Genomic DNA, 19,938 nt, shown 5'->3' with positions numbered 1-19,938 from the left:
GGCGCGTCACCTCCAGGGCGCCGCCGACAACGCACCCGCACCCGATGGCCGGCGCGTCACCTCCAGGGCGCCGCCGACAACGCACCCGCACCCGATGGCCGGCGCGTCACCTCCAGGGCGCCGCCGACAACGCACCCGCACCCGACGGCCGGCGCGTCACCCCCAGGGCGCCGCCGACAACGCACCCGCACCTGACTGACGACCCCTCACGGCACGACGGCTGTGCGCTGCAACAGCCCCCACGTGAACTCGGCGACGACCTCGCGTCGTTCGCCGCTCGCGTCGGGGGCCGTGAAGGCGAGGCCCCAGCGGGTGGGGGCCGTGCCCTCCAGGGGGCGGGCCGGGGCGAAGGCGCGGGCCGCCTCGTCGACCGTGCACGACCAGGGGGTGAGGTCTTCGAGGCGGGCGAGGCGCGGCGCGGGCGCGCCGGGCGCGCGGACCAGCCACTCGGTCCAGACCGCGCCCGTGGCGGCGACCAGCACCTCGAAGCGCAGGTCGGGCCAGAGCGGGACGGGCCACTGCCACACCGCGCACTCCAGGTCGCCGATGGTGCGCTTGCCCTCCGACTCGGGTGCGCCGAGCACCGAGCGGTACCGGGAGGCCGCCGGGCGCGGCCTGGGGGAGCGGACCATCGCCTGCCAGCGCTTGTTGGCCTCGCGCATGTCCGCGAGGGACACGCCCAGCTCGCGCCGGGCGTCCTCGACCAGGCCGGGGTTGTGGTCGGCCATGCGGCGCAGCAGCACCAGCTGGAAGTCGAGCGGGGTGAAGGGGGCGGGGCGTTCGGCGGAGGACGGCATGGGCACCATCGTCGCCCACCGGCCCGGTACGCACCCATTGCCCGGAGCGATCCTCCATGACTAGCCTGTGCTCGTTGTTCGTCATGCCGATCGTCTGTTGAAATCTCGAACGCAGGCGCTGATCAAGGGAGGGGGCCGGAGGATGGGACGCCTCGTACCCGCCGTGACCCGGGCTCTCGACATACTTGAGCTCTTCCTCGACGGGGACGGGACGCTCTCCGCCCCCGACATCGTGCGCAGGCTCCAACTGCCGCGCACCACCGTGCACGAGCTGGTCACGACGCTCGCCGCCCGCCAGTACATCGTGCCCGTACCGGGACAGCCCGGACGGTACCGGCTCGGGGTGCGTCCGTACCAACTCGGCAGCCGCTACGCCGAGCAGCTGGACCTGGCCGCCGAGGGCCAGCAGGTCGCCCGCTCGGTCGCCGAGACCTGCGACGAGACCGTGCATGTGGCGATCCTGGACGGCACGGACGTCATCTACATCGCCAAGGTCGACTCCACGCACGCGGTGCGCATGGTGTCCGCGGCCGGCCGCAGGCTGCCCGCCCACTGCACGTCGGTCGGCAAGATGCTGCTGGCCTCGCTGCCCGAGCCGGAGCTGGCCGCGCGCATCCCGGACGGCGCAGAGCTGACCGCCATGACCCCCAACAGCATCACGGACCCCGGCGCGCTGCGCGCGGCACTGGCGGGGATCCGGGAACGCGGCGTCGCGGTGGAGAGCCGCGAGTCCAATCCGGACGTCAGCTGTGTCGCGGCCCCGGTCCGCGACCGCACCGGCCAGGTGGTCGCCGCGCTGTCCATCTCCGTGCCCATGATCCGCTGGAGCGACGAGCGGCTGGCCGAACTGGCGCAGCTGGCCGCAAAGGGCGCGGTCGAACTGTCGGAGCGCCTGGGACATCGGAGCGTGGCATGACGGGGTACGAGGTGGCGGTGCGGGCCGAGGCGACGCTCGGTGAGGGACCGACCTGGGACCCGGTGACGGGCCGGCTGCTCTGGATCGACATCCTCGGCATGCGGGTCCACGGCTACGATCCGGCATCCGGCCGCCGTACGGTCCGCACGACCGAGCAGCATGTCGGCGCCGTGAAGCCGCGCGCGGGCGGCGGTCTGGTGCTGAACCTCCGGGACGGGATCGGCCTGCTGGACCCGGACGGCGCCTTTTGCTGGCTGCACCATGAGCCGGTGCCCGGCCGCCGTGCGAACGACGCCGCCGTCGCGCCCGACGGCACGCTGTGGGCGGGCACGATGCGCTACGACGAGGCGGCGGGCGGCGGCACGCTGTCCCGGGTCACCGGCGCTGGTGAGGTCCGTACGGTCCTGCCGTCCGTCACCGTGAGCAACGGCACGGGCTGGAGCCCCGACGGCCGTCTGATGTACTACGTCGACAGTCCTACGCGCCGGATCGACGTCTTCGACTTCGACGGCGAACAGGCCCTGAACCGGCGCCCGTTGGCGGAGATCGAGGAGGGCGCCGGCTTCCCCGACGGCCTCACGGTCGATGCCGACGGCTGTGTGTGGGTGGCGCTGTGGGACGGGGCTGCGGTACGCCGCTACACACCCGGCGGCGTCCTGGACCGCGTACTGATCGTGCCGACGGCGCGCCCGACGGCGTGCGCGTTCGGCGGCACGGACCTGACGGACCTGTACGTCACCACGGCCCGCACGGGTCTGAACCGCCCCCACCCGCTGTCAGGCTCCCTACTGGTGATCCCAAACGCAGGCAAGGGCCTGCCGCACCCTTCCTTCGCCGGTTGAAACACCGCCGAGGGGCAGCGCCCCATCAGGGGCGCGGGGAACTGCGCGAGCAACCACGACGCAGCCGCAGACGACCGACAACACAGCCCACTCAGCGAAGGCCGACGGCCTTCAACTCCTCCGCCGTCAGGGGCGGCGAGCCCAACGCCGGTTTCAACGGACCCACCGCCGCCGCGACCATCACGCTGGGCGCCAGCAGGACCCCCGCCCCGCAGGACAGCGACGTCACGTCCGTCACCCGGCGCGCGATACGCCCGTTGCCGGTCGCGGTGTGCATGAGCCGGCCCACGTAGGCCGCCATGATCCGTTCCCACAGCGTCGGTCCGGTCTCGGTGGCCCCCGGGTAGAAGACGTCCGCGCCGGTCGACAGGTCCCAGGCCGCCCGCACCGGCCGGCTCACCGCCTGCTGGATACGCCGGGCGAGCCCCGGCGTGCCCAGGCCCTGACGAACCATCACTTCCCGTAGGGCGAGCGCCGCTTGGGCCGCCACCGCCATGCCGTGCCCGTACACCGGGTTGAGCGCGCACACCGCGTCGCCGAGCACCACGAAGTTCTCCGGCCACATCGGCATCCGCTCGAAGTAGTGCCGGCGGTTGGCCGTGGTCCTGGTGAACGCGACGTCCTCGCCGAGCGGTTCGGCCCGCGCCAGCAGCTCGGCGATGATCGGGTGCCGCAGCTCCTGTCGGGCGTACCGGAGGAAGTCGGCGGCGTCGGTGGTCGGTTCATGGCCCCGGCTGCCATGGAGGGTGACCATCCACCGGCCGTTCTCGATCGGCATCAGGACACCGCCCCGCCCGGGCCGCGGACCCCGGGGGTCCGCCTGCACATTGACGATCGGGAATCCGTCCCGCGCCTGTTCCGGCGCCCGGAACAGGCGGGTCGCGTACGCCAGGCCGGGGTTGACCTCGCGCCGCTCGGGCGCGGGCAGGCCCAGCGAGGCCAGCCACTGCGGGGCGCGGGAGCCGCGCCCGGTGGCGTCGACGACGAGGTCGGCGGGCAGGGTGCGCTCGGTTCCGTCCCGGTCCCGGATCCGCGCCCCGGTGACGGCCGTGTCGGTGCCCACAGGCCCCAGCGCCTCGGCCCCTTCGACCAGTTCGATCCGCGGGTCGGCGAGGATCCGCGTACGCACCACCCAGTCCAGCAGGTCGCGGCTCGCGGGCAGCAGGTACGCCGACTCGGCCCAGCGCCGGAACCAGCCGTGCGGCGAGAGCACGACCATGTCCGTGGTCACCGGCAGCCGGGTCACCCCGGCCGCCCGCAGCCGGTTGCCGACGCCCGGCACCAGCCGCTCCAGCGCCCGGGCCCCGCCCGACCACAGCTGGTGCACATGCCGGGCCTGCGGCAGCCCCTTGCGCGGCTCGGGCCCGGCGGGCAGCGTGTCCCGCTCGATCACCACGACCCGGTCGGCGCACGAGGTCAGCGCACGGGCGGCAAGCAGTCCGGCGAGGGAGCCGCCGAGGACGACGGCGACGGTGCTGCGATCACTCATGTGCGGGAACGCTCTCTGCTGGGGCGGACGCACGCGCGCGCACCGCCTCGATCTGGTCGGGCCGGCGGAGGGCTCGGGAGACCGCCTCGATCTCCTGGAGCAGATGGGTGGTGTCGGGCCCGGCGGCCGTGTCGTACGGGTCGGGCGCGCGCTGTCGGCCGACGGCGTCCAGGATGCTCACCGCGGCGGCCAGCGCCCTGGCCCCGGCCGGCGGATTGCCCAGCTCCAGTGCGGCGTCGTACGCCCGCGCGCCCAGGTCCACGTCGATACGCCGGGCCAGTTGCAGCAGTACGTCCCGGATGAACGTCTCCCGGCGGGTCAGCCTGAGTTCGGGCGTCGCGCGCAGTGCGTGGCGCACACCGTCACCGCTGACGGTCCGCATCAGCTGGTACAGCGGGCGCAGTTCGTGGTGGGCGAGCCGGACCCGCCAGCGGTCGTGCAGATACTGGCCGGCGTGCGGCAGGATGAAGCCGACCGCGATCACTATGGCGGACAGGGCCGCGACCGGCGGCGCCAGGTCGGTGCTCAGCCAGTCCAGGTCGCGCCCGAACCAGCGGGCGGTGACGGCCGTCAGCTTGGACGCGTCGAAGATCAGGTTCAGTACATAGCCGGCGCCGAGCAGCTTCAGTCCCCAGCGCAGCCAGGCGTCCAGGCCCTCGGTGCGCACCCAGTTCCAGATCAGCCTGGACGTGATGAGGCAGGCCACGGAGTGCGCGAGCAGATAGAGCAGGATCTCCTCGCGCATGAACGGGGTGGTGGCGTAGTACGTGTCCAGGTCCCGCAGCCGCTCCACGGGCGCGTCGGCGAGCGCGAAGAGCACCCACAGGGCCACGATCACCCCGCAGTAGGCGCGGACCACCCAGCGCATCGCGCGGCGCCTGGCGGCCGAGCGTTCCGACAGGCCGTTGCGCCAGGCGATGATCAGCAGCAGACAGGAGCCGCAGAACGCGGTGATCAGCGAATAGCACCAGGGCGCCGAGATGTTGGGCACGCCGGTGACCCGGTTGGTCCAGGCGATCGTGGACGGCGCCACGAAGACGAACACCGCGCAGGCGAGCAGCAGCAGACCGCCGACGGCGCGCAGCAGCGGGTCCCGCCACAGCCGGATGATCGTGGGCAGTTTGATCAGCAGGGCGGCGGTCAGCACCGTGGTGGGGATCCAGAAGGAGATGTAGAACTCGCCCAGGAATCCGGAGGGGTTCAGCGCCAGCGGGGTCACCGGTGCGCTCCGCGGCGGCCACGGTAGCCGAGGGACCGCTGGAGCGGGTCCGGGGCGGCGCCGGTGCCGGCGACCCAGGGGCGGCACAGGGTGGCCAGCCGGTGTCCGAAGTCGTCGGCCTCGGCCTCGTCGGCCTCCCGGGAGCCGTTGCGCGCGGCCACCGTCAGGGCCGCGTCGCGCAGTCCCGGCGTCTCGGCGAGGGCGCGGGCCGCCTGTGGGCCGGGCAGCCTGTGGTGCCGGTGCCCGGCGTGCATGTGCCACAACTCATGGCCGAGGATGACGAGTTGCTGCACCGCCTCGGCACGCTCCTCGACGATGACCAGGTCGAAGTCGGCGAACTCCACCCACAGTCCGGTGACTTCGATCTCGTCGGGGAACCGCTCGAAGCGCAGCTCGACGGGTCGGCCGCCGCGCCGTGCGCTCATCTCCTCGCACAGCGCCCGGCACAACTCGCCGATGTCGCAGGGGGGATGGGGTCTGGCGCGGACCGCTCGGGCCAGAGCGGCGGCGAGCGTGCGTTCGGCCGAGCCGGGCCGAAGGCTCCGCAGCCGCGTGGCGATCCGGGCCGCCCGCTGCCGCGTGCCCGCGATGTCCATCGCCTCCCCCTTCGCACCGCCGGACAGCGGCTCGTCCGAGATTACGCGCCCGGCCGCGTCCGCGTCAGGTGATCGGACGAGCATGGTTCAACGGGAAACGATCGCCGATTCCGCCGCGCCGCGAAAGGGCCCCGCCCGCAAACACGAGTGCTCCTGCCGCCTTCGGGCGGCAAGGGCCCCTTCTTCATGCCAGGACACGCCCCGTGGAAGACCTTGCCGACCGGCTCAACCGCCTCGGCCCCCTGACCAGGTTTCAAGAACTGAATCAGGGCGCAACCACGACTCCTACCAGGCCCGGAGGAGTAGCGTTCTGAGTGTCCAGTTCAGAACGGGAGCCCAGCATGCCCGAGCCCACAGGCACTGCACCCACGCACCCAGGCGACCGGCTCAAAGAACTCCGACTCGCCAGCGGACTCACTCAAGAACGTCTCGCCGAACAAGCCGGACTCAGCATCGGAGTTGTGAAGAAACTCGAACGCGGCGGCACCGCACGCCTCGATACCTACCACGCGCTCGCCCGCGCCCTTCACGTCCGTACCTCCGTCCTCTTCGACCCAGGCGGCCCCCACTCCACCACCCGCGGCGACGACGACAACATCGACCTCATGCCCCTACGGCAGGCCATCGCCCCACCCGTCACCTACACCGGACGTCTCACCCCCACCGTCGGCGTAGAGCCAGACCTGAAGAGGCTCCGCTCCACCGCGGCCGAAGTCGCCACCGCCTACCACCGCGACAACTACGGCCACGTCGCCACCTTCCTGCCCTCGCTCGTTCACGCCGCCCACGCGGCAGTCACGCACTTCGACAACGGCCCCGAGCACGCCGACGCCATCGGGATCCGCTCCGACGTACTCCAGATGGCCGGCCGTTACCTCACCCAGGTACGCGCCTACGACCTCGCGCAGACCGCGTTGCGGGACGCCATCGGGGACGCGACCCGGATCGGCGACATGAACTCCGTCGCCGCGGCTGTGTACCAGCAGGGCTGGCTGTTGATGCGGCAGGGACGCCTCGACGAGGCGGAACAGGTGAGCGTTACGACTGCGGATGCTGTCGAACCTCGGATCTCCCAGGCGACTCGGCACTCTCTCGGAGCCTGGGGGAAGCTGCTGGTGCACGGAAGCGCAGCAGCGGCCCGCAACAACCGGCCGCAGGAAGCGCGGGAGATCCTGCGGCTGGGCCGCACCGCGGGCACCGCACTCGGCGGTAGGCAGGCGGTTGCGGAGTCCTCCTGGGGGCGGTTCGACTGGCGCACGGTGGCCTTCCAGGGCATCGAGAACCAACTCGTGGCGGAGAAGCCGGATCGGGTGCTGAGGCTTTCGCAGCGCGTGCCGGCGTCGCCGGATCGGAAGGGGCGGCTGTTCATGCGGAGGCATCTGCTGGATGTTGCGCAGGCGCACGCGATGCTGCGGCAGCCTGATGAGGCGACGGACATTTTGTGGGCGTTGCAGGATGAGACGCCGGAGTGGCTTCGGCATCAGCGGATGGCGGCGGACACGTTCCATGACGTGCTGGAGAAGAGCAGGCGGCGTCGGCTGACGTCGAAGCAGCGGGATCTGGCTGCGTTCTTCGGGACTCAGTAGAAGGGGCACGTTCCGTGTCTGTGGTGGGGTGCCTGCCCCTGCGAAGGCCATGGAACGTGTCTGTTCCCTCTATTTCGTCGCCTCTACGGTCACGGGTGTGAGACGGATCACCGTGACCGTGGAGGCGTGACCATGTCGAGCAAGACCGTAAGCGTGCCACCCCCCGAGGTGCTGAAGGTCTTGGCGTTGCCCGGCCTGGACGGCTTGGCCGACGCGAAGACACGCGGCGCCGAATGCCTCTGGTGCCCCGAGACGCTGACCACTGAGACGGCCGTCGACTTCGGCGAGCGGCGCTCCCCTCTTAGCAGCTCATCGTCCGTCTCCGGGATGAAGTGGTACCCGCGCGCCTGCCGAAAGTGCGTCGCTGGCAGGGCGCACCGCGGCCTGTTCACCCACACCGTGGCCTGCGACCTCTGCGAGACGGAGAAGGCGGCCGCCGAGTGCATCGTCGGCCGCGGCCTGTACCGCCTCGTGAGGGACTGCCGCCGATGACCACCGGCTCGACCGCCACAGAGGCGTCGCCCGCGGGCAGCTACAGCCTGTGCTCCTGGTGCAAGCAGCTCGCCGACGACATCCGGCCCATCCAGGCCGTGGAAGCGGGCTCCGGCCCCTGCCGGAAGGCGCCGCCTGGTCTCGCTCACCGACCAGCCCGTCCAGGGAGAACGCTGATGCCGCAGAGGAGCACGGCTGTACGGATGGCCGAAGCGCAGCAGTCGGGCGGCCGGGCCGCGGGCTGCTGCTCATCCCGCCCTGCCATCCGGAGACGGGCACGCCGCTCCGCCGAGGTGATACCGGCAGGCGCGCTCCTGGAGCGCTAGCTCGTTTCAGTCGAGACGGGCCGAGAGGAGCGGCGGCGATGGCCATGAGGCCGGACAGTCCGGAGGGCCCGTTCTTCTACGCGCTGGTCCTTGCCGCCCTCATAGGTGCCCTCGTGGTCGGAATCGGCCGCTGACCCCATGACCGGCTCCGGTCGCCTGCGCCCCAGGGGGCGACCGGAGCCCCCAGGTGCCCGCCGGTTTCCCGCTCCTGACTCGCCCCGCGAGGACTGGCGGGCCCGGCCCGCCGCACCCGACCCCGTGATGCCCCGCGATCTGCCGGGCTGTCACTTTCGTCCCGACGAAGGAAGGTTCTCGATCGTGTTGCCTCCGGCTCCGCTAGGTGTCGTTCCGTACATCGCCGGTTGGAGTGAGGAAAGACTCCTGTCGTGTCCGATCACCCGCCGCCGCGTGGCTCCGGGAGTCGCGTACGTGGATGAGACGCCGTACGACCGGGACAGTTTCGGCGTGCTCTGGGCCCGCTATGCCCTCCGCCCTAAGCAGCGCCGGGGCAGCCCGCAGCTGCGGAACGTCCACCCCTACCGGCAGCGCCGGGCGATGCTGAACATGATGTGCCAGGTCTGCTCCCGCATGCCGGCGGACCCGCACGGCCCGCATCTGTTTCTCCTGCGTGACTCCTGTGGTGCGGTCCGGGAGGGGGAGCGGACGACGAGTCCGCCGGTGTGCGTGCCCTGCGCCGGGATCTCCATCCAGCTCTGCAACGCCCTGCGGGGTGGGCGGTTCGTGGCGGCATGGGCGAGGCGTGTGCCCGCGTGGGGTGTCGTCGGTCCCGTTCATCATCCCGTGACGCTCCAGCCGATCCCGGGGTGCCATATGGAGCAGGTGAAGTACGGGTCGGAGTGGGCTCCCTGGGTCCGTGCCGCCCGCACCATGGTGGAACTCCGCGGAGTGACACCGGCCGACCTGGACCGGGAGTTCGCGGCCCTCGGCCGTGACCGTCTGGAGGAGGAGTTCGCCCGGGTCGCGGAGCTGACGGCGGTCGCCTGACGGCCGCATAGGCCCATGCCGCCCCGAGGCAGGTCTGTCCCGCCCGGGCCCGCCGACCTGCGTCAACATCACCCCCCAACCGCCTCGGCACGCAGGCGCCGAGAAGGAGATCGTTCGTGGATAGCGTCACCAGCATGACGACTGACAACAGCAACAAGCCCTCCGCCTCCGAGCAGGAGTTGCGCGACAGGATGGTGGAGCAGCTCATTGCACGCGGCGCCGCGCGCAGTGCCCGCGTCGTGGCTGCATTCCGCTCGGTTCCCCGCCACCTGGCCACGCCCGATGAGGACATGGCCAAGGTCTACGAGCCCGAACAGGCCGCGATCACCAAGACCGACGCCAACGGCACGCACATCAGCTCGGTGTCGGCCCCGCGTATCCAGGCCATGCAGATCGAACAGGCCGACATCCAGCCGGGGATGAGCGTTCTGGAGATCGGCTCCGGCGGTGTGAACGCGGCCTACCTCGCCGAGTTGGTGGGTAAGCAGGGCCACGTCGTCACGATGGACATCGACCCCGATGTCACCCAACGCGCGAAGGACTTCCTGAAGACGACCGGCTACCGGAACGTCACCGTCATCACCGCCGACGGCGAGAACGGCGACGCGGCACACGCCCCGTACGACAGGATCCTCGTCACCGTGCAGGCCGCTGACATCCCGCCCGCCTGGATCCACCAGCTCACCGACGGCGGCCGGCTCGTCGTCCCGCTGCGCATGCGCGGCATGACCCGGACCATCGCCTTCGTACGCGACGGCGAGCGACTGGTCAGCGACGGGTTCGAGCTGTGCGGGTTCGTACCGATGCAGGGCGCCGGCGAGAACCGCATGCGCGTGGCCCTCATCCACGACACCGAGCGCGAAGAGATCGGCCTGCGCCTGGACGGCCACCCCGAACCCGACACCGAAGCCCTCAGCGCCGCCCTGCAAACTCCCCGCACCACGGCCTGGTCCGGTGTGACCCTTGCGGGTGACGAGTCCAACGAGCACCTGGACCTGTGGCTGACGACCGCCCTGGACAACCTCCCCCTGATGGCCGCGAAGCCCGCTGCCCGGCAGCGCGGCCTGGTCGCCTCCGCCTCACCGCTCGGCGTGCCGACACTCGTCGACGGCGACAGCTTCGCCTACCGGACCGTCCGCGCCACCGACGACCCCGACCGGTTCGAGCTGGGCGCGATCGGCCACGGACCCCAAGGACAGAAGGTCGCCGAGTGCCTGCTCTCGGAGATCCAGTCCTGGGACCGGGATCACCGCGAGGACAGGGCGCGCATCGAGGTCTACCCGGCCGGAACGCCGGACGACCAGCTTCCCGCTGGCCGGATCATCGACCGGCCGCACACGCGGGTCACGATCGCCTGGCCGTGACGCCTCCAGCGTCCCGACCAGGTCAGCAACGCACATCCACCCACTCTCTGTAGCGAGGAGAACGAGATGGCACCGCAGATCAACGGCACCCTCCTGAAGACCGCCACGGACTTCACGGTCGACGGAAACTCGGACTTCGACCTCAACATCGAGACCGTCGCCTCCGCCCCGATCGTCGGCGCACTGCTGAACGACACCGGCGACGGCTGCGGATCCACCTGCCAGTCCGCCTGCTCCAACAGCACCTGCGTCGGCGGCTGACGCACCAGGTGCGGGGCCGGGCCGAGCCCCTGACGGTCGGCCCGGCCCCGCACCACCGCGATCAACAAGGAGGCATAGCCATGTATCAGGCAGTTCGCGGACGCTGCGCGCGATGGGCGCCTAGGGCTGGGACTACGCGGCGTCCTGGCCCGCCACCTCCTCTTCCACTGGAATCGCATGGGCTTCAACGCCCGCCAACAGGCCATCTGGTCACGTGCCGCGCGGGAGGCGGCACTGGGTTACTGATTGCCTGAACCTCAGCGGCCCGGGGAGGCCACCTGGGTCACCGGGGCGCCGCCGGACGCGCTGCCCAGGAGGGTCAGCCGTGCCTCGCCCGGTCCCGACTCCGTGGTGCCGTCGGACAGCACGGCCAGGGCCAGGGTGTTGGTGCCACGGGTGTTCAGGATGCCGTTCGGCAGCACGAAGGTGTGCTGCGGGCCCACGTCGTTGATGTACTGGCCCAGATTCCAGCCGTTCAGGAAGACCTGCGCCCGGTAGGCGCGGGCCGGGTCGTCGTCCAGGACGAGACCGACCGAGGCGTCGACGCCGCCGGGCACCGTCAGCCGGAACGTGGTCCGGTACCAGGCCACGCCCTGCTCCTGGCGGCGGTACGGCAGTTGGACCGGACGCCAGCCGCCGTCAGCGAACCCCGGCAGATGCCAGCCCTCCCGTTCCCCGTACAGTCCGCCGTTGTTCATCGGCCCGCGCGCCGGGTCCGGCGCGAGCGCGCCCTGGATGCGCCACTTCACCGTCGGCGCGGCCCCCTCGAAGCCGGCCCGGGTCAGCCCGCGCGCCGCCTTGTGTGTGTCCTCGTTCCCGCCGTCCCGGTCGTGCTGCATGCGCCGGACCAGCACGGACAGCACATGCCCGCCGGGCGCCGCCAGCCTGCGGCGCAGCCGCTCACGCCGGTGGCGGGGCAGCGCGGACAGGGCGAACACCGCCGTGTCCGTCCAGGTCCCGCGGCCGGACGTGCCGTCGTCCGGCACCGGCATCCGGTGCACCCCCAGCGGCTCGCCGTCCAGCCAGGCCATCAGCATGCCCTGGGTGCCGGTGCTGTAGCCGAGGGACACCTTCCCAAGGCCGGCCGTGCCCGTCAGATGCCCCCGGTACCAGACATCGCCGTAGTGGAAGCCGTAGTCGTCGGCGAACAGGACCGGGCCGCCCTTCGGCACCGGCGTCGTACTGTGCGACGTCCGTTTGTCGGCCACCCGCCATGCCGAATCGTCGAACTCCGGCGCCGACTCGGGGTTCTCCGCCTTCCGGCGCCAGCCGCCCAGCGCGGGCAGCGTGACCTCCGGCACCCCCGGCAGCAGCGCCTGCGCCGTCAGACTGCCGGCCGGCGTGACATGTGTGCTCACCGGGCGCCCGTTCCACTCCACGGCGTCGATCCCGCGCGGCCCCCACACCTCAAGACCGGTCTCCTCGACGGTGTCGCCGGTCAGCCGGACCGTGGAGCCGTCCAGGACGGCCTCGCGCAGCAGCGCCGGGCCGTACACCAGCACCGTCCCGGACGGGGTGTCGTACGGCCACAGCCGTACGGCGGTCGCCTCGTCGGCGAACAGCAGCAGCAGCGGCGTCTCGCTCTCGCCGTGCTCGACCAGCACCCGGGTGAGCCCGCCCTCGCCGAGCGGCACGGACACATGCAGGGCGCCCCGCTCGTACACCCAGGCGGCCTCCGGGTCCAGGCGGTTGACCAGCGGCTCGCTCGGGCAGTCCAGCACCAGGCGGGCCATCTCGCCGCGCGGCCCGGTGAACAGGGCGATGTCCTGGCGGCCGACGGTGAGCCGGAACACGGGCTGGGCGGTGCTGTACCGCAAGGTCCGACTGCCGAGGGACAGTTGGGTGGTCAGCAGCCGGGCGTCCCGGGCCGGGACGGTGACCTCCACGCCGCCCGCCGCGGTCGGCAGGGTCGAGGTGACCGCCTCGGCGCCGTCGTTGCGCACCACATACACATGGGATCCGGTGTCCGGATTGGTGAGGTGGTAGACCCTGAGGCCCTTCGCCGTCACATCCGCCGCCCGGTCCAGCTTGGCGAAGTCCGGTACCCGTTGCAGGAGATGACCCAGCTGGTGCATCGGGGCCATCTTGGAGGTGACGTTGCGGGCCTCGTCGATGGCCGCCCCGTAGTCGTACGACGTGTAGACGACCGGCGCGGGCAGCCAGCCCCAGGAGGTGCCGCCGAAGGCCATGCGAACGTTGTGCAGGGTCAGTCCGTTGGCCAGGTTGGTGAGGTGGAAGCGGCGTTCGTAGGCCGCGTCCCGAGTGCGTCGCGCCTCGGCGTACCCCTTGCCGTCGAAGGCGGCGCCGCCCCATGGGTCGGACCGGCCGTCGCCGAAGTCCGCCACAAAACCCGGCGTGCGCGGGCTCGCACCGGCGCCGGCCGCCTTGCCCGCGGTGCCGGAGCGCCCCCAGTCCTGCGGGGCCTGGGACGGGTCGGGATACCCGGCGAAGCCGTACAGCCAGCCGCCCTTGTCGCCGCCGGTGTCGAACGACCCCGGGACCCACTGTCCGCTCGGCACCCTGTCGTTGTGGAAGAGCGGTACGTCGATGCCGTCCGCCCGCACCTTCCGGTACAGGTGGGACATATAGGCGCGGCCGGCCGGCCGGTCCGCGTGGGCGTCGTACTCGTTCTCGATCTGGTACAGCAGGACCGTGCCGCCGCCGTCGGTGAACTGGTGCCGGCGGGCGATCCGGTTCACCGCCGTGAACCACTCGTCGACATGCGACAGATAGGCCGGATCGGCGGTCCGCGCGGTTCCCCCGGTGGCCGTGAGCCAGCCGGGGAAGCCGCCGCCGTCCACCTCCGCGTCGATGTACGGGCCGGGGCGCAGGATGACGTACAGCCCGGTCTCGGCGGCCGTGCGCAGAAACAGGTCCAGATCGCGGACGCCGCTGAAGTCGTAGCGTCCGGGGGCGGCCGAGTGGTAGTTCCAGGCGACGCGGACACTGACGGTGTTGTGGCCGTGCGCCCGCATCTTCTGCAGTACGTCGCGCCACAGGGACGGGCTCGGCAGCCGGAACGGGTGCATCTCGCCGGACCACACCACGAGCCGTCTGCCGTCCACGAGCAGGGAGTGGCGGTCGTAGCCGATGGTGTGCCGACGCCGGTCCGCGCTCGGCGGGGCCGGTGCCGGACCGGTCGGCACACTGCGCGCCGCGTACGCCGAAAGCGCCCCCGGGCCGCCGCTGCCGCCCAGGGCGAAGCCGAGCGCGGCGGAGCCCGCGAGGGCACTGAAGGTACGTCTGCTGAGCGCCAAGGGGTTCCTCCCGGGCGATCTTACGGGGGCGCGGTCCGGCCATTCTCCCCGGCGGTACGCCCCACAATGGACCCATGAGGATCTCGGCACGGGCGGACTACGCGGTGCGGGCGGCGCTGGAGTTGGCCGTACGGCAGGGTAACGGCCCGGTGAAGGCAGAGGAAATCGCCTCTGTACAGGACATCCCCCACAAGTTCCTTGAGAGCATCCTGGGTGACCTGCGGCGCGCCGGGATCGTGTCCAGCCGGCGCGGCGGGGGCGGCGGATACCGGCTGGCCGGGCAGCCGGCGGAGATCACGGTCGCGGACGTCATCCGGGCCGTGGAAGGCCCGATCGTCTCGGTACGGGGAGAACGCCCGTCGAGCCTCACCTACACCGGCACCGCCGAGCCCCTGCTGCCGCTGTGGATCGCGCTGCGCGCGAACGTCCGCAAGATCCTGGAGGGCGTCACCCTGTCCGACCTCGCCACGGCCCGACTCCCACCCCTGGTGGACCACCTGGCGGCAGACCCGGCGTCCTGGCAGAACCCCTGACCTGCCCCACCGGGGATTCGCCACGACTGTTCCGGTGCGGCCGGCGCCGGACCGGGTGTCTGCGCCCGTACGGCGGGGCGAGCGCGCGGATGGTTCCCGCGCGGGGCGTTGGGGGGCGGGCCTGCTCGGGGCCGTCCGGCCTCGCCCCCGCCGCCCGCGGCGTTCGGCCGGCCGGTGGCCGGTGGCCGGGGTCAGGTCGCTGTGGGTCGGGACGATGGGCGGGGGCGGGGCGGGCGCGGCGGTGGGCCGGGGCGTGTGGTCACCCGCGGACGCGAAGTGTGGTCGATCGCGGGGCGAACGCGCCGATCGCCCCCTGCGCGGTGTCCCGGGACGGGCGGGGGCCTGTTCGGGTTATCCCGTTTGGCTCATGCCTGCGGCGTTGGGCCAGCTTTGGGCGTTGGGCCAGCCGGTGGGCGGGGCCGGGGTCAGGGGCGGGGTGGGAGGCGGGGCGGTCATGCCGCGGACCTGCGCCGCGGTCAGGCCCCCGCGCGCCGGGACGCCGGGTGGCGTCGGGCCGAGTGCGGCGGCCGGGGCGGGCACCGGCGCCGGCAGAGGTGCGGGCACCGGGGCCGGGGTGGCGATCGGTGTGGGGGCGGGGACCGGAACCGGGGTGGGGGCCGGGGGGTACGGGACCGCCTGGGGCGGTGCCACGGTCGGGACCGGGGCGGGGACCGGGGGCTGTTGTGGTATCGCCGGGGCTGCCGCCGGCATCATCGGCTGAGCTGCCGCCGGCATCGGCATCCCGGCGCCGGTCGGCTGACCGGCGGCGGGGAGCGGCATGCCGATGCCGGCGGCAGAGGCGGCGGCCGGTGCCGGGGCGGGTCCGGCGCCGAGCGCCTGGTCGGGGCCGGTGCCGAGTGCTGGGGCGGTGCCGAGCGCCTGGGCGGGGGCCGCGCTGAGTGCCGGGCCGGCGGCGAGTGCCTGGGCGGCGAGCCCGTGCAGTCCGGCCCCGTTGGTCTCGCTCACCAGCCGGTCCACCGCCGCCGTGCCCGAGCTGTAGCCGGTCCGGGCGCCCAGCTCGGGCACGGCGGCTCCCCTCCCGGACCCGTAGAGCACCGATTCCAGGCCGGACACCAGGCGACGCACGTCCACCTGGGGGCGCACCACGAGCCGCAGGAAGCGACTGGACGAACCGATCTTGTTGCCGCACTCGCGGACCAGGATCCGGTGCTCGGTGAGCATCCGGTCCCGGACCACGGTGCCCTCGGCGCCGACCGGCAGTCGTACGAAGAGGAAGTTGCCCTGGGAGGGATAGACGGTGAGACCCGGCAGGGCGGACAGCCGGCTCGCCATCTCCAGCCGGTCCCGGCGCACTTGGAGCAGGCTCTGCGCGTACTCGGCGCCGTGCTCCTTCAGCATGAACACCACGTGCTCCGCGAAGGAGTTGAGGTTCCACTTCGGCAGCATCGAACGGATCCGGCCGGCGAGCGCCGGATTGGCGACCAGATAGCCGAACCGTATGCCGTGCAGCCCGAAGTTCTTGCCGAGGCTGCGCAGCACCACCACGTTGGGGCGCAGCATCGCCTCCTGTACGACGCTGGGTTCGGCCTCGGCGTCGGCGAATTCGAGGAACGACTCGTCGATCACCACCAGGTCCAGGTCGGTCATGGCGTCCATGAACTGCACGAGCGCGTGCCGGTGCAGAAAGCCGCCGTCGGGGTTGTTGGGGTTGCAGACGACGGCGACCCGGGTGCCGCGCGCCCGGATGAACTCCGCGTACTGCGCGAGGTCCAGGGCGAAGCCGCCGGACTCCTGGAGCGGGAACATGTCGACCCGTTTGCCGGTCTCCATCGGCTGGTCGGTCCAGCGGCCGAAGGTGGGGACCGGGATGGCCAGGGACTCGCGGACCAGCAGATGGTCGATCCAGGTGATGAGTTCCGTGGAGCCGTTGCCCATCGCCACGCACTGCGGCGGCAGTTGCAGCAGGGAGCACAGCTCGGCCGTGATGGTGTCGGCGCTGCTCGGGTAGTACGTGATGATGTCCCGCAGCCGGCCCGCCAGTTCCTCGAACATCGCCGGGGTGGGGAAGTACGGGTTGCAGGGGATACAGAAGTCCACCGGCCCGACCCCGTCGCCGCCCTCCCGTGTCAGCGCCGCCATCGACGGGCTGTGTGCCGCTGTGCCGCGGAACAACGAGGTGACGTTGTCGGCCATGGAACCTCCGTAGGGGGCGAGCCCGCGGGGACGACCGGGCTCGTCGTCTGTGGGTGGCCCGCGCGGGGGGGCGCGGGCCACCCTTGGATACGGAGACGGCGGTGGCGCTGTTCACCTCATGTGAAAGAAGTTTGTCGACGCTGTGGAAGCGGCATCGTGCTGGGCTCGGACGTGATCCCCTCCTCGGTGGGTGTCCGGCACCGTCGGCTTCAACCAGGACACGGCGGACGTCCGTGGGGTGGCCGAGGCCGGCGATCTGTTAGGCGCCGCCGCCAAGGTGGTCGACGCCGACCAGGATCGGCCCCCCGCACCGTGTGGCAGGTCCTGCCGTCGCCCCGCTGTCCGCTGTCCGCTGTCCGCTGTCCTCCTGGCTCTGGCGGTCGGCCGGCTACCTGATCGGCGGCGGCCTGGCAGGCGTGGGTCGTCCTGGTGGTGACCGTGACCGGCGCGGCCTTCGGCGGTGCGCTCTCCGGCGTATGGATTCCGCCGGTGGTCACTCCGGCCGCCGCGTCCCGCAAGATGTGACCGCCGAGTTTGTCGCTGCGAGGACCACGCCGCCTGCCCTGCGTGTCCATGAATACCGGTACGCAGGGTGGAGCACACCATCGTCGGCCACGAGGGCGGCTACCGCGTCATCACCACGATCCGCCGGGCCGCGCGACAAGGTGATCATCGCGATCCCGACCGGCTCTCCTTCACCCGCTCACCGCGCGTCGTGCGCCGCCAGGTCGCCGACCAGGCGGCGTCTCCCGCCCGGCGGACTCACCCACGCAATCAAAAGCCCCCCACGCTGAACTCCTGGAACGCCTCCTGCCACCACACCAAACGGGTCATGCGAACAAAAGTGCACTAAGTCACCGGCATTGAGGCTAAATGCAGTTTGAGGTTTTTCCTGTTGGGGCTCGGCCGCCGCAACGGGTGAACTCCCAGGCGTACTTGATCACTGGCAACTGGGATACAGCGGAATTTCCGGAGGAGACGCCAGACCTTCAGGGTGGCCATGGCTTGTTCGCCCGGAGTGCCCACGTATGAATGCGCCTACGTGATCCACATGAATTCGTATTCATCGCCCTTCATGCCCTTTGGTGCGCGCGATGCATAGGCGGTCGTCTCTTCTCGCGTCACGGTTCCTTGCCACACAATCACCCCCCCTCGGAATGGTCCCGAAGCCCATAGAGAAGAAGGCGCCTCCAGGTCGACGCTACCTTGAAGCCGATCATCGGATCCGGTCTGACGGAATGGCGAGAAGCGGCACCCCGGCGCAAGTTCCTGAGCCTTATCCAGGATTCAACGGTTGCATGATTGACGCGTACATGCCATCATGCCGTTTCGCCGAACGAGCGCCTAACCCCCACACCCCCATCGGATTCCGCACCGACTAATCGTGGCGAGAACCAGGAACCCCGCGAGAGATATCAGCTGTTGCTGAACGCGCTCACAGGCTGCCCCATCACACATCCCCCACAATTGCAGGAGGCATCACATGTCGCTGCGCTCACGAACGAGCCGCAGAACACGCTTAGTCCTGGCCTCGGCGGTCGCCGGTAGCATCGCTCTGACCGGTATCACAGCCCTCACTGCCGCCCCGGCCACAGCCGCCGCAGCCCCCATCAGCCGCTCCGAGGTCCTGAACCGCGCGGCCAGCTGGCTCACCGCCAACAACGGTTCCCAGGTGCCCTACAGCCAGGCCAAGAACTGGTCCGACGGCTACCGCCAGGACTGCTCCGGCTTCGTCTCCATGGCTCTCGGGCTGGAGAGTTCGCCCAACACCGTGGGGTTGGCGACCAATCGGAACCTCACCACGCCGATCAGCGTCAAGGACCTGCAGCCCGGCGATCTTCTGATCGACGCCCAAGGCAACAACAACACGCGCCACGTGGTGATCTTCGATGGGTGGACGGACTCCACGCACACCGCGTACCGCGCGTACGAGCAGCGCGGCCATCACGGGACCGACCACAGTGTGCGCACCTACGGGCTGAACGCCGGCAGTGAGTACAAGCCGTACCGCCCGGTGAACATCAGCGACTCCGGCACCCCGGCCACCTCGTCGCAGGGCCCGGCCACCTCGTCGCAGGGCCCGGCCGCCTCGTCGCAGGGCTCGACCTCGTCTCAGCCGCCGGTGAGCTTCGGCAGCACGGGCACCAGTGTCAAAACCGTCCAGGAACTGCTCAACGGCCAGGGGAGCAGCCTCACGGTCGACGGCGACTTCGGTCCCGCCACCAAGGCGGCGGTGAAGGACTTCCAGCGGGCCCACGGGTTGACGGTCGACGGTGAGGTGGGCCCGGAAACCTGGGGCGCGCTGGTCGGTAAGCAAGGGGCAGGCACCGACACGGAAGGGGAGGACCACTCGGCCTCCTCCACCCCTGCCGGTGAAGAGGACACGTCTCAGTCGGCCGACACCTCCTCGGCCGACGGCGACGGCAGCTCTGCCTCGGATTCCAGCACCGGCTGGGACTCCAGCGCCAGCACCGGGGACTCCAGCGCCAGCACCGGGGACTCCAGCGCCAGCACCGGGGACGCCAGTGCCAGCACCGGGGACGCCAGTGCCAGCGCCGAAGACACCAGCGCCAGCGCCGGGGATTCCAGCGCCAACGGTGCGGATTCCAGTGCTGATTGGGGCTGGGGTGACAGCTCCGGTTGGGACTCCAGTGCCAGCACCGGAGATTCCAGCGCCGAGGACGCCAGCGCCAACGGCGCGGACTCCGGAGCTGATTGGGACTGGGGCGACAGCTCTGGTTGGGACTCCAGTGCCAGCGTCGGGGATTCCAGCGCCAGCACCGGGGACACCAGCGCCAGCGCCGGGGATTCCAGCGCCAACGGTGCGGATTCCGGAGCTGATTGGGGCTGGGGTGACAGCTCTGGCTGGGACACCAGCGCCAGCGCGGGAGATTCCAGCACCAGCGCCGGGGACGCCAACGCCAGCGCCGGGGATTCCAGCACTGGCTGGGATTGGGGCTCTGGCTGGGACTCCAGTGCCAGCGCCGGAGATTCCAGCGCCAGCACTGGGGACGCCAGTACTGGTTGGGGCGACACCTCTGGCTGGGACGCCAGTGCCGGCACCGCGGATTCCAACGCCAGCGTCGGGGATTCCAGCACTG

General features: G+C 71.4%; 16 protein-coding genes. 10 read left to right on the top strand and 6 right to left on the bottom strand.

All coding sequences use genetic code 11. From position 1 onward, the window contains the following. Positions 1-206: 206 nt before the first annotated feature. Positions 207-806 (bottom strand): hypothetical protein, encoded by a 600-nt coding sequence (locus ABT245_RS05720; protein WP_351728979.1) that lies wholly within the window; start codon positions 804-806, stop codon positions 207-209. 133 nt (positions 807-939) lie between these two features. Between ABT245_RS05720 and ABT245_RS05715 the strand changes: the two genes are divergently transcribed. Together ABT245_RS05715 and ABT245_RS05710 are read left to right on the top strand one after the other, a co-directional pair. Beyond that, on the top strand, positions 940-1,713 hold the full coding sequence (locus ABT245_RS05715) for an IclR family transcriptional regulator (protein ID WP_351728976.1): 774 nt from the start codon (positions 940-942) through the stop codon (positions 1,711-1,713). Continuing rightward, positions 1,710-2,555 (top strand): SMP-30/gluconolactonase/LRE family protein, encoded by an 846-nt coding sequence (locus tag ABT245_RS05710; RefSeq protein ID WP_351728974.1) that lies wholly within the window; start codon positions 1,710-1,712, stop codon positions 2,553-2,555. Before ABT245_RS05715 ends, ABT245_RS05710 begins: the two co-directional genes overlap by 4 nt. A gap of 91 nt (positions 2,556-2,646) precedes the next feature. Here the strand turns inward: ABT245_RS05710 and ABT245_RS05705 are convergent, their stop codons facing one another. Genes ABT245_RS05705 through ABT245_RS05695 form a run of 3 tightly spaced genes read right to left on the bottom strand, consistent with a single transcriptional unit; the run spans position 2,647 to position 5,859 of the window. Beyond that, positions 2,647-4,044, bottom strand: a complete 1,398-nt coding sequence (locus ABT245_RS05705; RefSeq protein WP_351728972.1) for an NAD(P)/FAD-dependent oxidoreductase — start codon at positions 4,042-4,044, stop codon at positions 2,647-2,649. Beyond that, the gene (locus tag ABT245_RS05700) at positions 4,037-5,263 is read right to left on the bottom strand and encodes an MAB_1171c family putative transporter (RefSeq protein ID WP_351728970.1); all 1,227 of its coding nucleotides are present in this window, start codon (positions 5,261-5,263) and stop codon (positions 4,037-4,039) included. Before ABT245_RS05700 ends, ABT245_RS05705 begins: the two co-directional genes overlap by 8 nt. After that, entirely contained in the window at positions 5,260-5,859 is a 600-nt protein-coding gene (locus tag ABT245_RS05695; protein WP_351729015.1) for a toxin-antitoxin system, toxin component family protein, read from the bottom strand. The genes ABT245_RS05700 and ABT245_RS05695 overlap by 4 nt, the downstream gene beginning before the upstream one ends. A 341-nt stretch (positions 5,860-6,200) precedes the next feature. Between ABT245_RS05695 and ABT245_RS05690 the strand changes: the two genes are divergently transcribed. The 5 genes from ABT245_RS05690 (at position 6,201) to ABT245_RS05670 (ending at position 10,893) form a co-directional block, all read left to right on the top strand. Then, on the top strand, positions 6,201-7,445 hold the full coding sequence (locus tag ABT245_RS05690) for a helix-turn-helix domain-containing protein (protein ID WP_351728967.1): 1,245 nt from the start codon (positions 6,201-6,203) through the stop codon (positions 7,443-7,445). A 132-nt stretch (positions 7,446-7,577) separates the two neighbouring features. Further along, positions 7,578-7,937: a hypothetical protein gene (locus tag ABT245_RS05685; RefSeq protein WP_351728964.1), complete on the top strand. Its 360-nt coding sequence runs from the start codon at positions 7,578-7,580 to the stop codon at positions 7,935-7,937. A gap of 755 nt (positions 7,938-8,692) precedes the next feature. Next, complete coding sequence (locus ABT245_RS05680) at positions 8,693-9,268, top strand: hypothetical protein (protein WP_351728962.1); 576 nt, start codon at positions 8,693-8,695, stop codon at positions 9,266-9,268. A gap of 134 nt (positions 9,269-9,402) precedes the next feature. Continuing rightward, positions 9,403-10,632: a methyltransferase, FxLD system gene (gene fxlM / locus ABT245_RS05675; RefSeq protein ID WP_351728960.1), complete on the top strand. Its 1,230-nt coding sequence runs from the start codon at positions 9,403-9,405 to the stop codon at positions 10,630-10,632. A gap of 66 nt (positions 10,633-10,698) precedes the next feature. After that, complete coding sequence (locus ABT245_RS05670) at positions 10,699-10,893, top strand: FxLD family lanthipeptide (RefSeq protein ID WP_351728958.1); 195 nt, start codon at positions 10,699-10,701, stop codon at positions 10,891-10,893. 257 nt (positions 10,894-11,150) lie between these two features. Here ABT245_RS05670 and ABT245_RS05665 read toward each other — a convergent pair whose 3' ends face one another. Further along, on the bottom strand, positions 11,151-14,150 hold the full coding sequence (locus tag ABT245_RS05665) for a glycoside hydrolase family 35 protein (RefSeq protein ID WP_351728956.1): 3,000 nt from the start codon (positions 14,148-14,150) through the stop codon (positions 11,151-11,153). A gap of 74 nt (positions 14,151-14,224) precedes the next feature. Here ABT245_RS05665 and ABT245_RS05660 point away from each other — a divergent pair, with 74 nt between their 5' ends. Continuing rightward, complete coding sequence (locus tag ABT245_RS05660) at positions 14,225-14,683, top strand: RrF2 family transcriptional regulator (RefSeq protein WP_351728953.1); 459 nt, start codon at positions 14,225-14,227, stop codon at positions 14,681-14,683. Positions 14,684-15,034: 351 nt separating this feature from the next. Here ABT245_RS05660 and ABT245_RS05655 read toward each other — a convergent pair whose 3' ends face one another. Further along, positions 15,035-16,837, bottom strand: coding sequence for a pyridoxal phosphate-dependent aminotransferase (locus tag ABT245_RS05655; protein ID WP_351728951.1), 1,803 nt, complete (start codon positions 16,835-16,837; stop codon positions 15,035-15,037). A 592-nt stretch (positions 16,838-17,429) separates the two neighbouring features. On the opposite strand from ABT245_RS05655, the gene ABT245_RS05650 reads away from it, so the two are divergent. After that, entirely contained in the window at positions 17,430-17,690 is a 261-nt protein-coding gene (locus tag ABT245_RS05650) for a hypothetical protein (protein WP_351728948.1), read from the top strand. A gap of 630 nt (positions 17,691-18,320) precedes the next feature. Next, a partial coding sequence (locus ABT245_RS05645; protein ID WP_351728946.1) for a peptidoglycan-binding protein occupies positions 18,321-19,938 on the top strand: 1,618 nt, incomplete at its 3' end.

Source organism: Streptomyces sp. NPDC001508 (assembly GCF_040298665.1).
Classification (GTDB): domain Bacteria; phylum Actinomycetota; class Actinomycetes; order Streptomycetales; family Streptomycetaceae; genus Streptomyces.
Note: the sequence above shows the minus strand (reverse complement) of the source record. Positions and strands in the feature narration are given on the sequence as shown.

Coding starts and splice junctions, on each gene's coding strand:
- ABT245_RS05720 (WP_351728979.1), bottom strand. CDS start 806: ATGGTGCCCATGCCGTCCTCCGCCGAACGCCCCGCCCCCTTCACCCCG.
- ABT245_RS05715 (WP_351728976.1), top strand. CDS start 940: ATGGGACGCCTCGTACCCGCCGTGACCCGGGCTCTCGACATACTTGAG.
- ABT245_RS05710 (WP_351728974.1), top strand. CDS start 1,710: ATGACGGGGTACGAGGTGGCGGTGCGGGCCGAGGCGACGCTCGGTGAG.
- ABT245_RS05705 (WP_351728972.1), bottom strand. CDS start 4,044: ATGAGTGATCGCAGCACCGTCGCCGTCGTCCTCGGCGGCTCCCTCGCC.
- ABT245_RS05695 (WP_351729015.1), bottom strand. CDS start 5,859: ATGGACATCGCGGGCACGCGGCAGCGGGCGGCCCGGATCGCCACGCGG.
- ABT245_RS05690 (WP_351728967.1), top strand. CDS start 6,201: ATGCCCGAGCCCACAGGCACTGCACCCACGCACCCAGGCGACCGGCTC.
- ABT245_RS05685 (WP_351728964.1), top strand. CDS start 7,578: ATGTCGAGCAAGACCGTAAGCGTGCCACCCCCCGAGGTGCTGAAGGTC.
- fxlM (WP_351728960.1), top strand. CDS start 9,403: ATGACGACTGACAACAGCAACAAGCCCTCCGCCTCCGAGCAGGAGTTG.
- ABT245_RS05670 (WP_351728958.1), top strand. CDS start 10,699: ATGGCACCGCAGATCAACGGCACCCTCCTGAAGACCGCCACGGACTTC.
- ABT245_RS05660 (WP_351728953.1), top strand. CDS start 14,225: ATGAGGATCTCGGCACGGGCGGACTACGCGGTGCGGGCGGCGCTGGAG.
- ABT245_RS05655 (WP_351728951.1), bottom strand. CDS start 16,837: ATGGCCGACAACGTCACCTCGTTGTTCCGCGGCACAGCGGCACACAGC.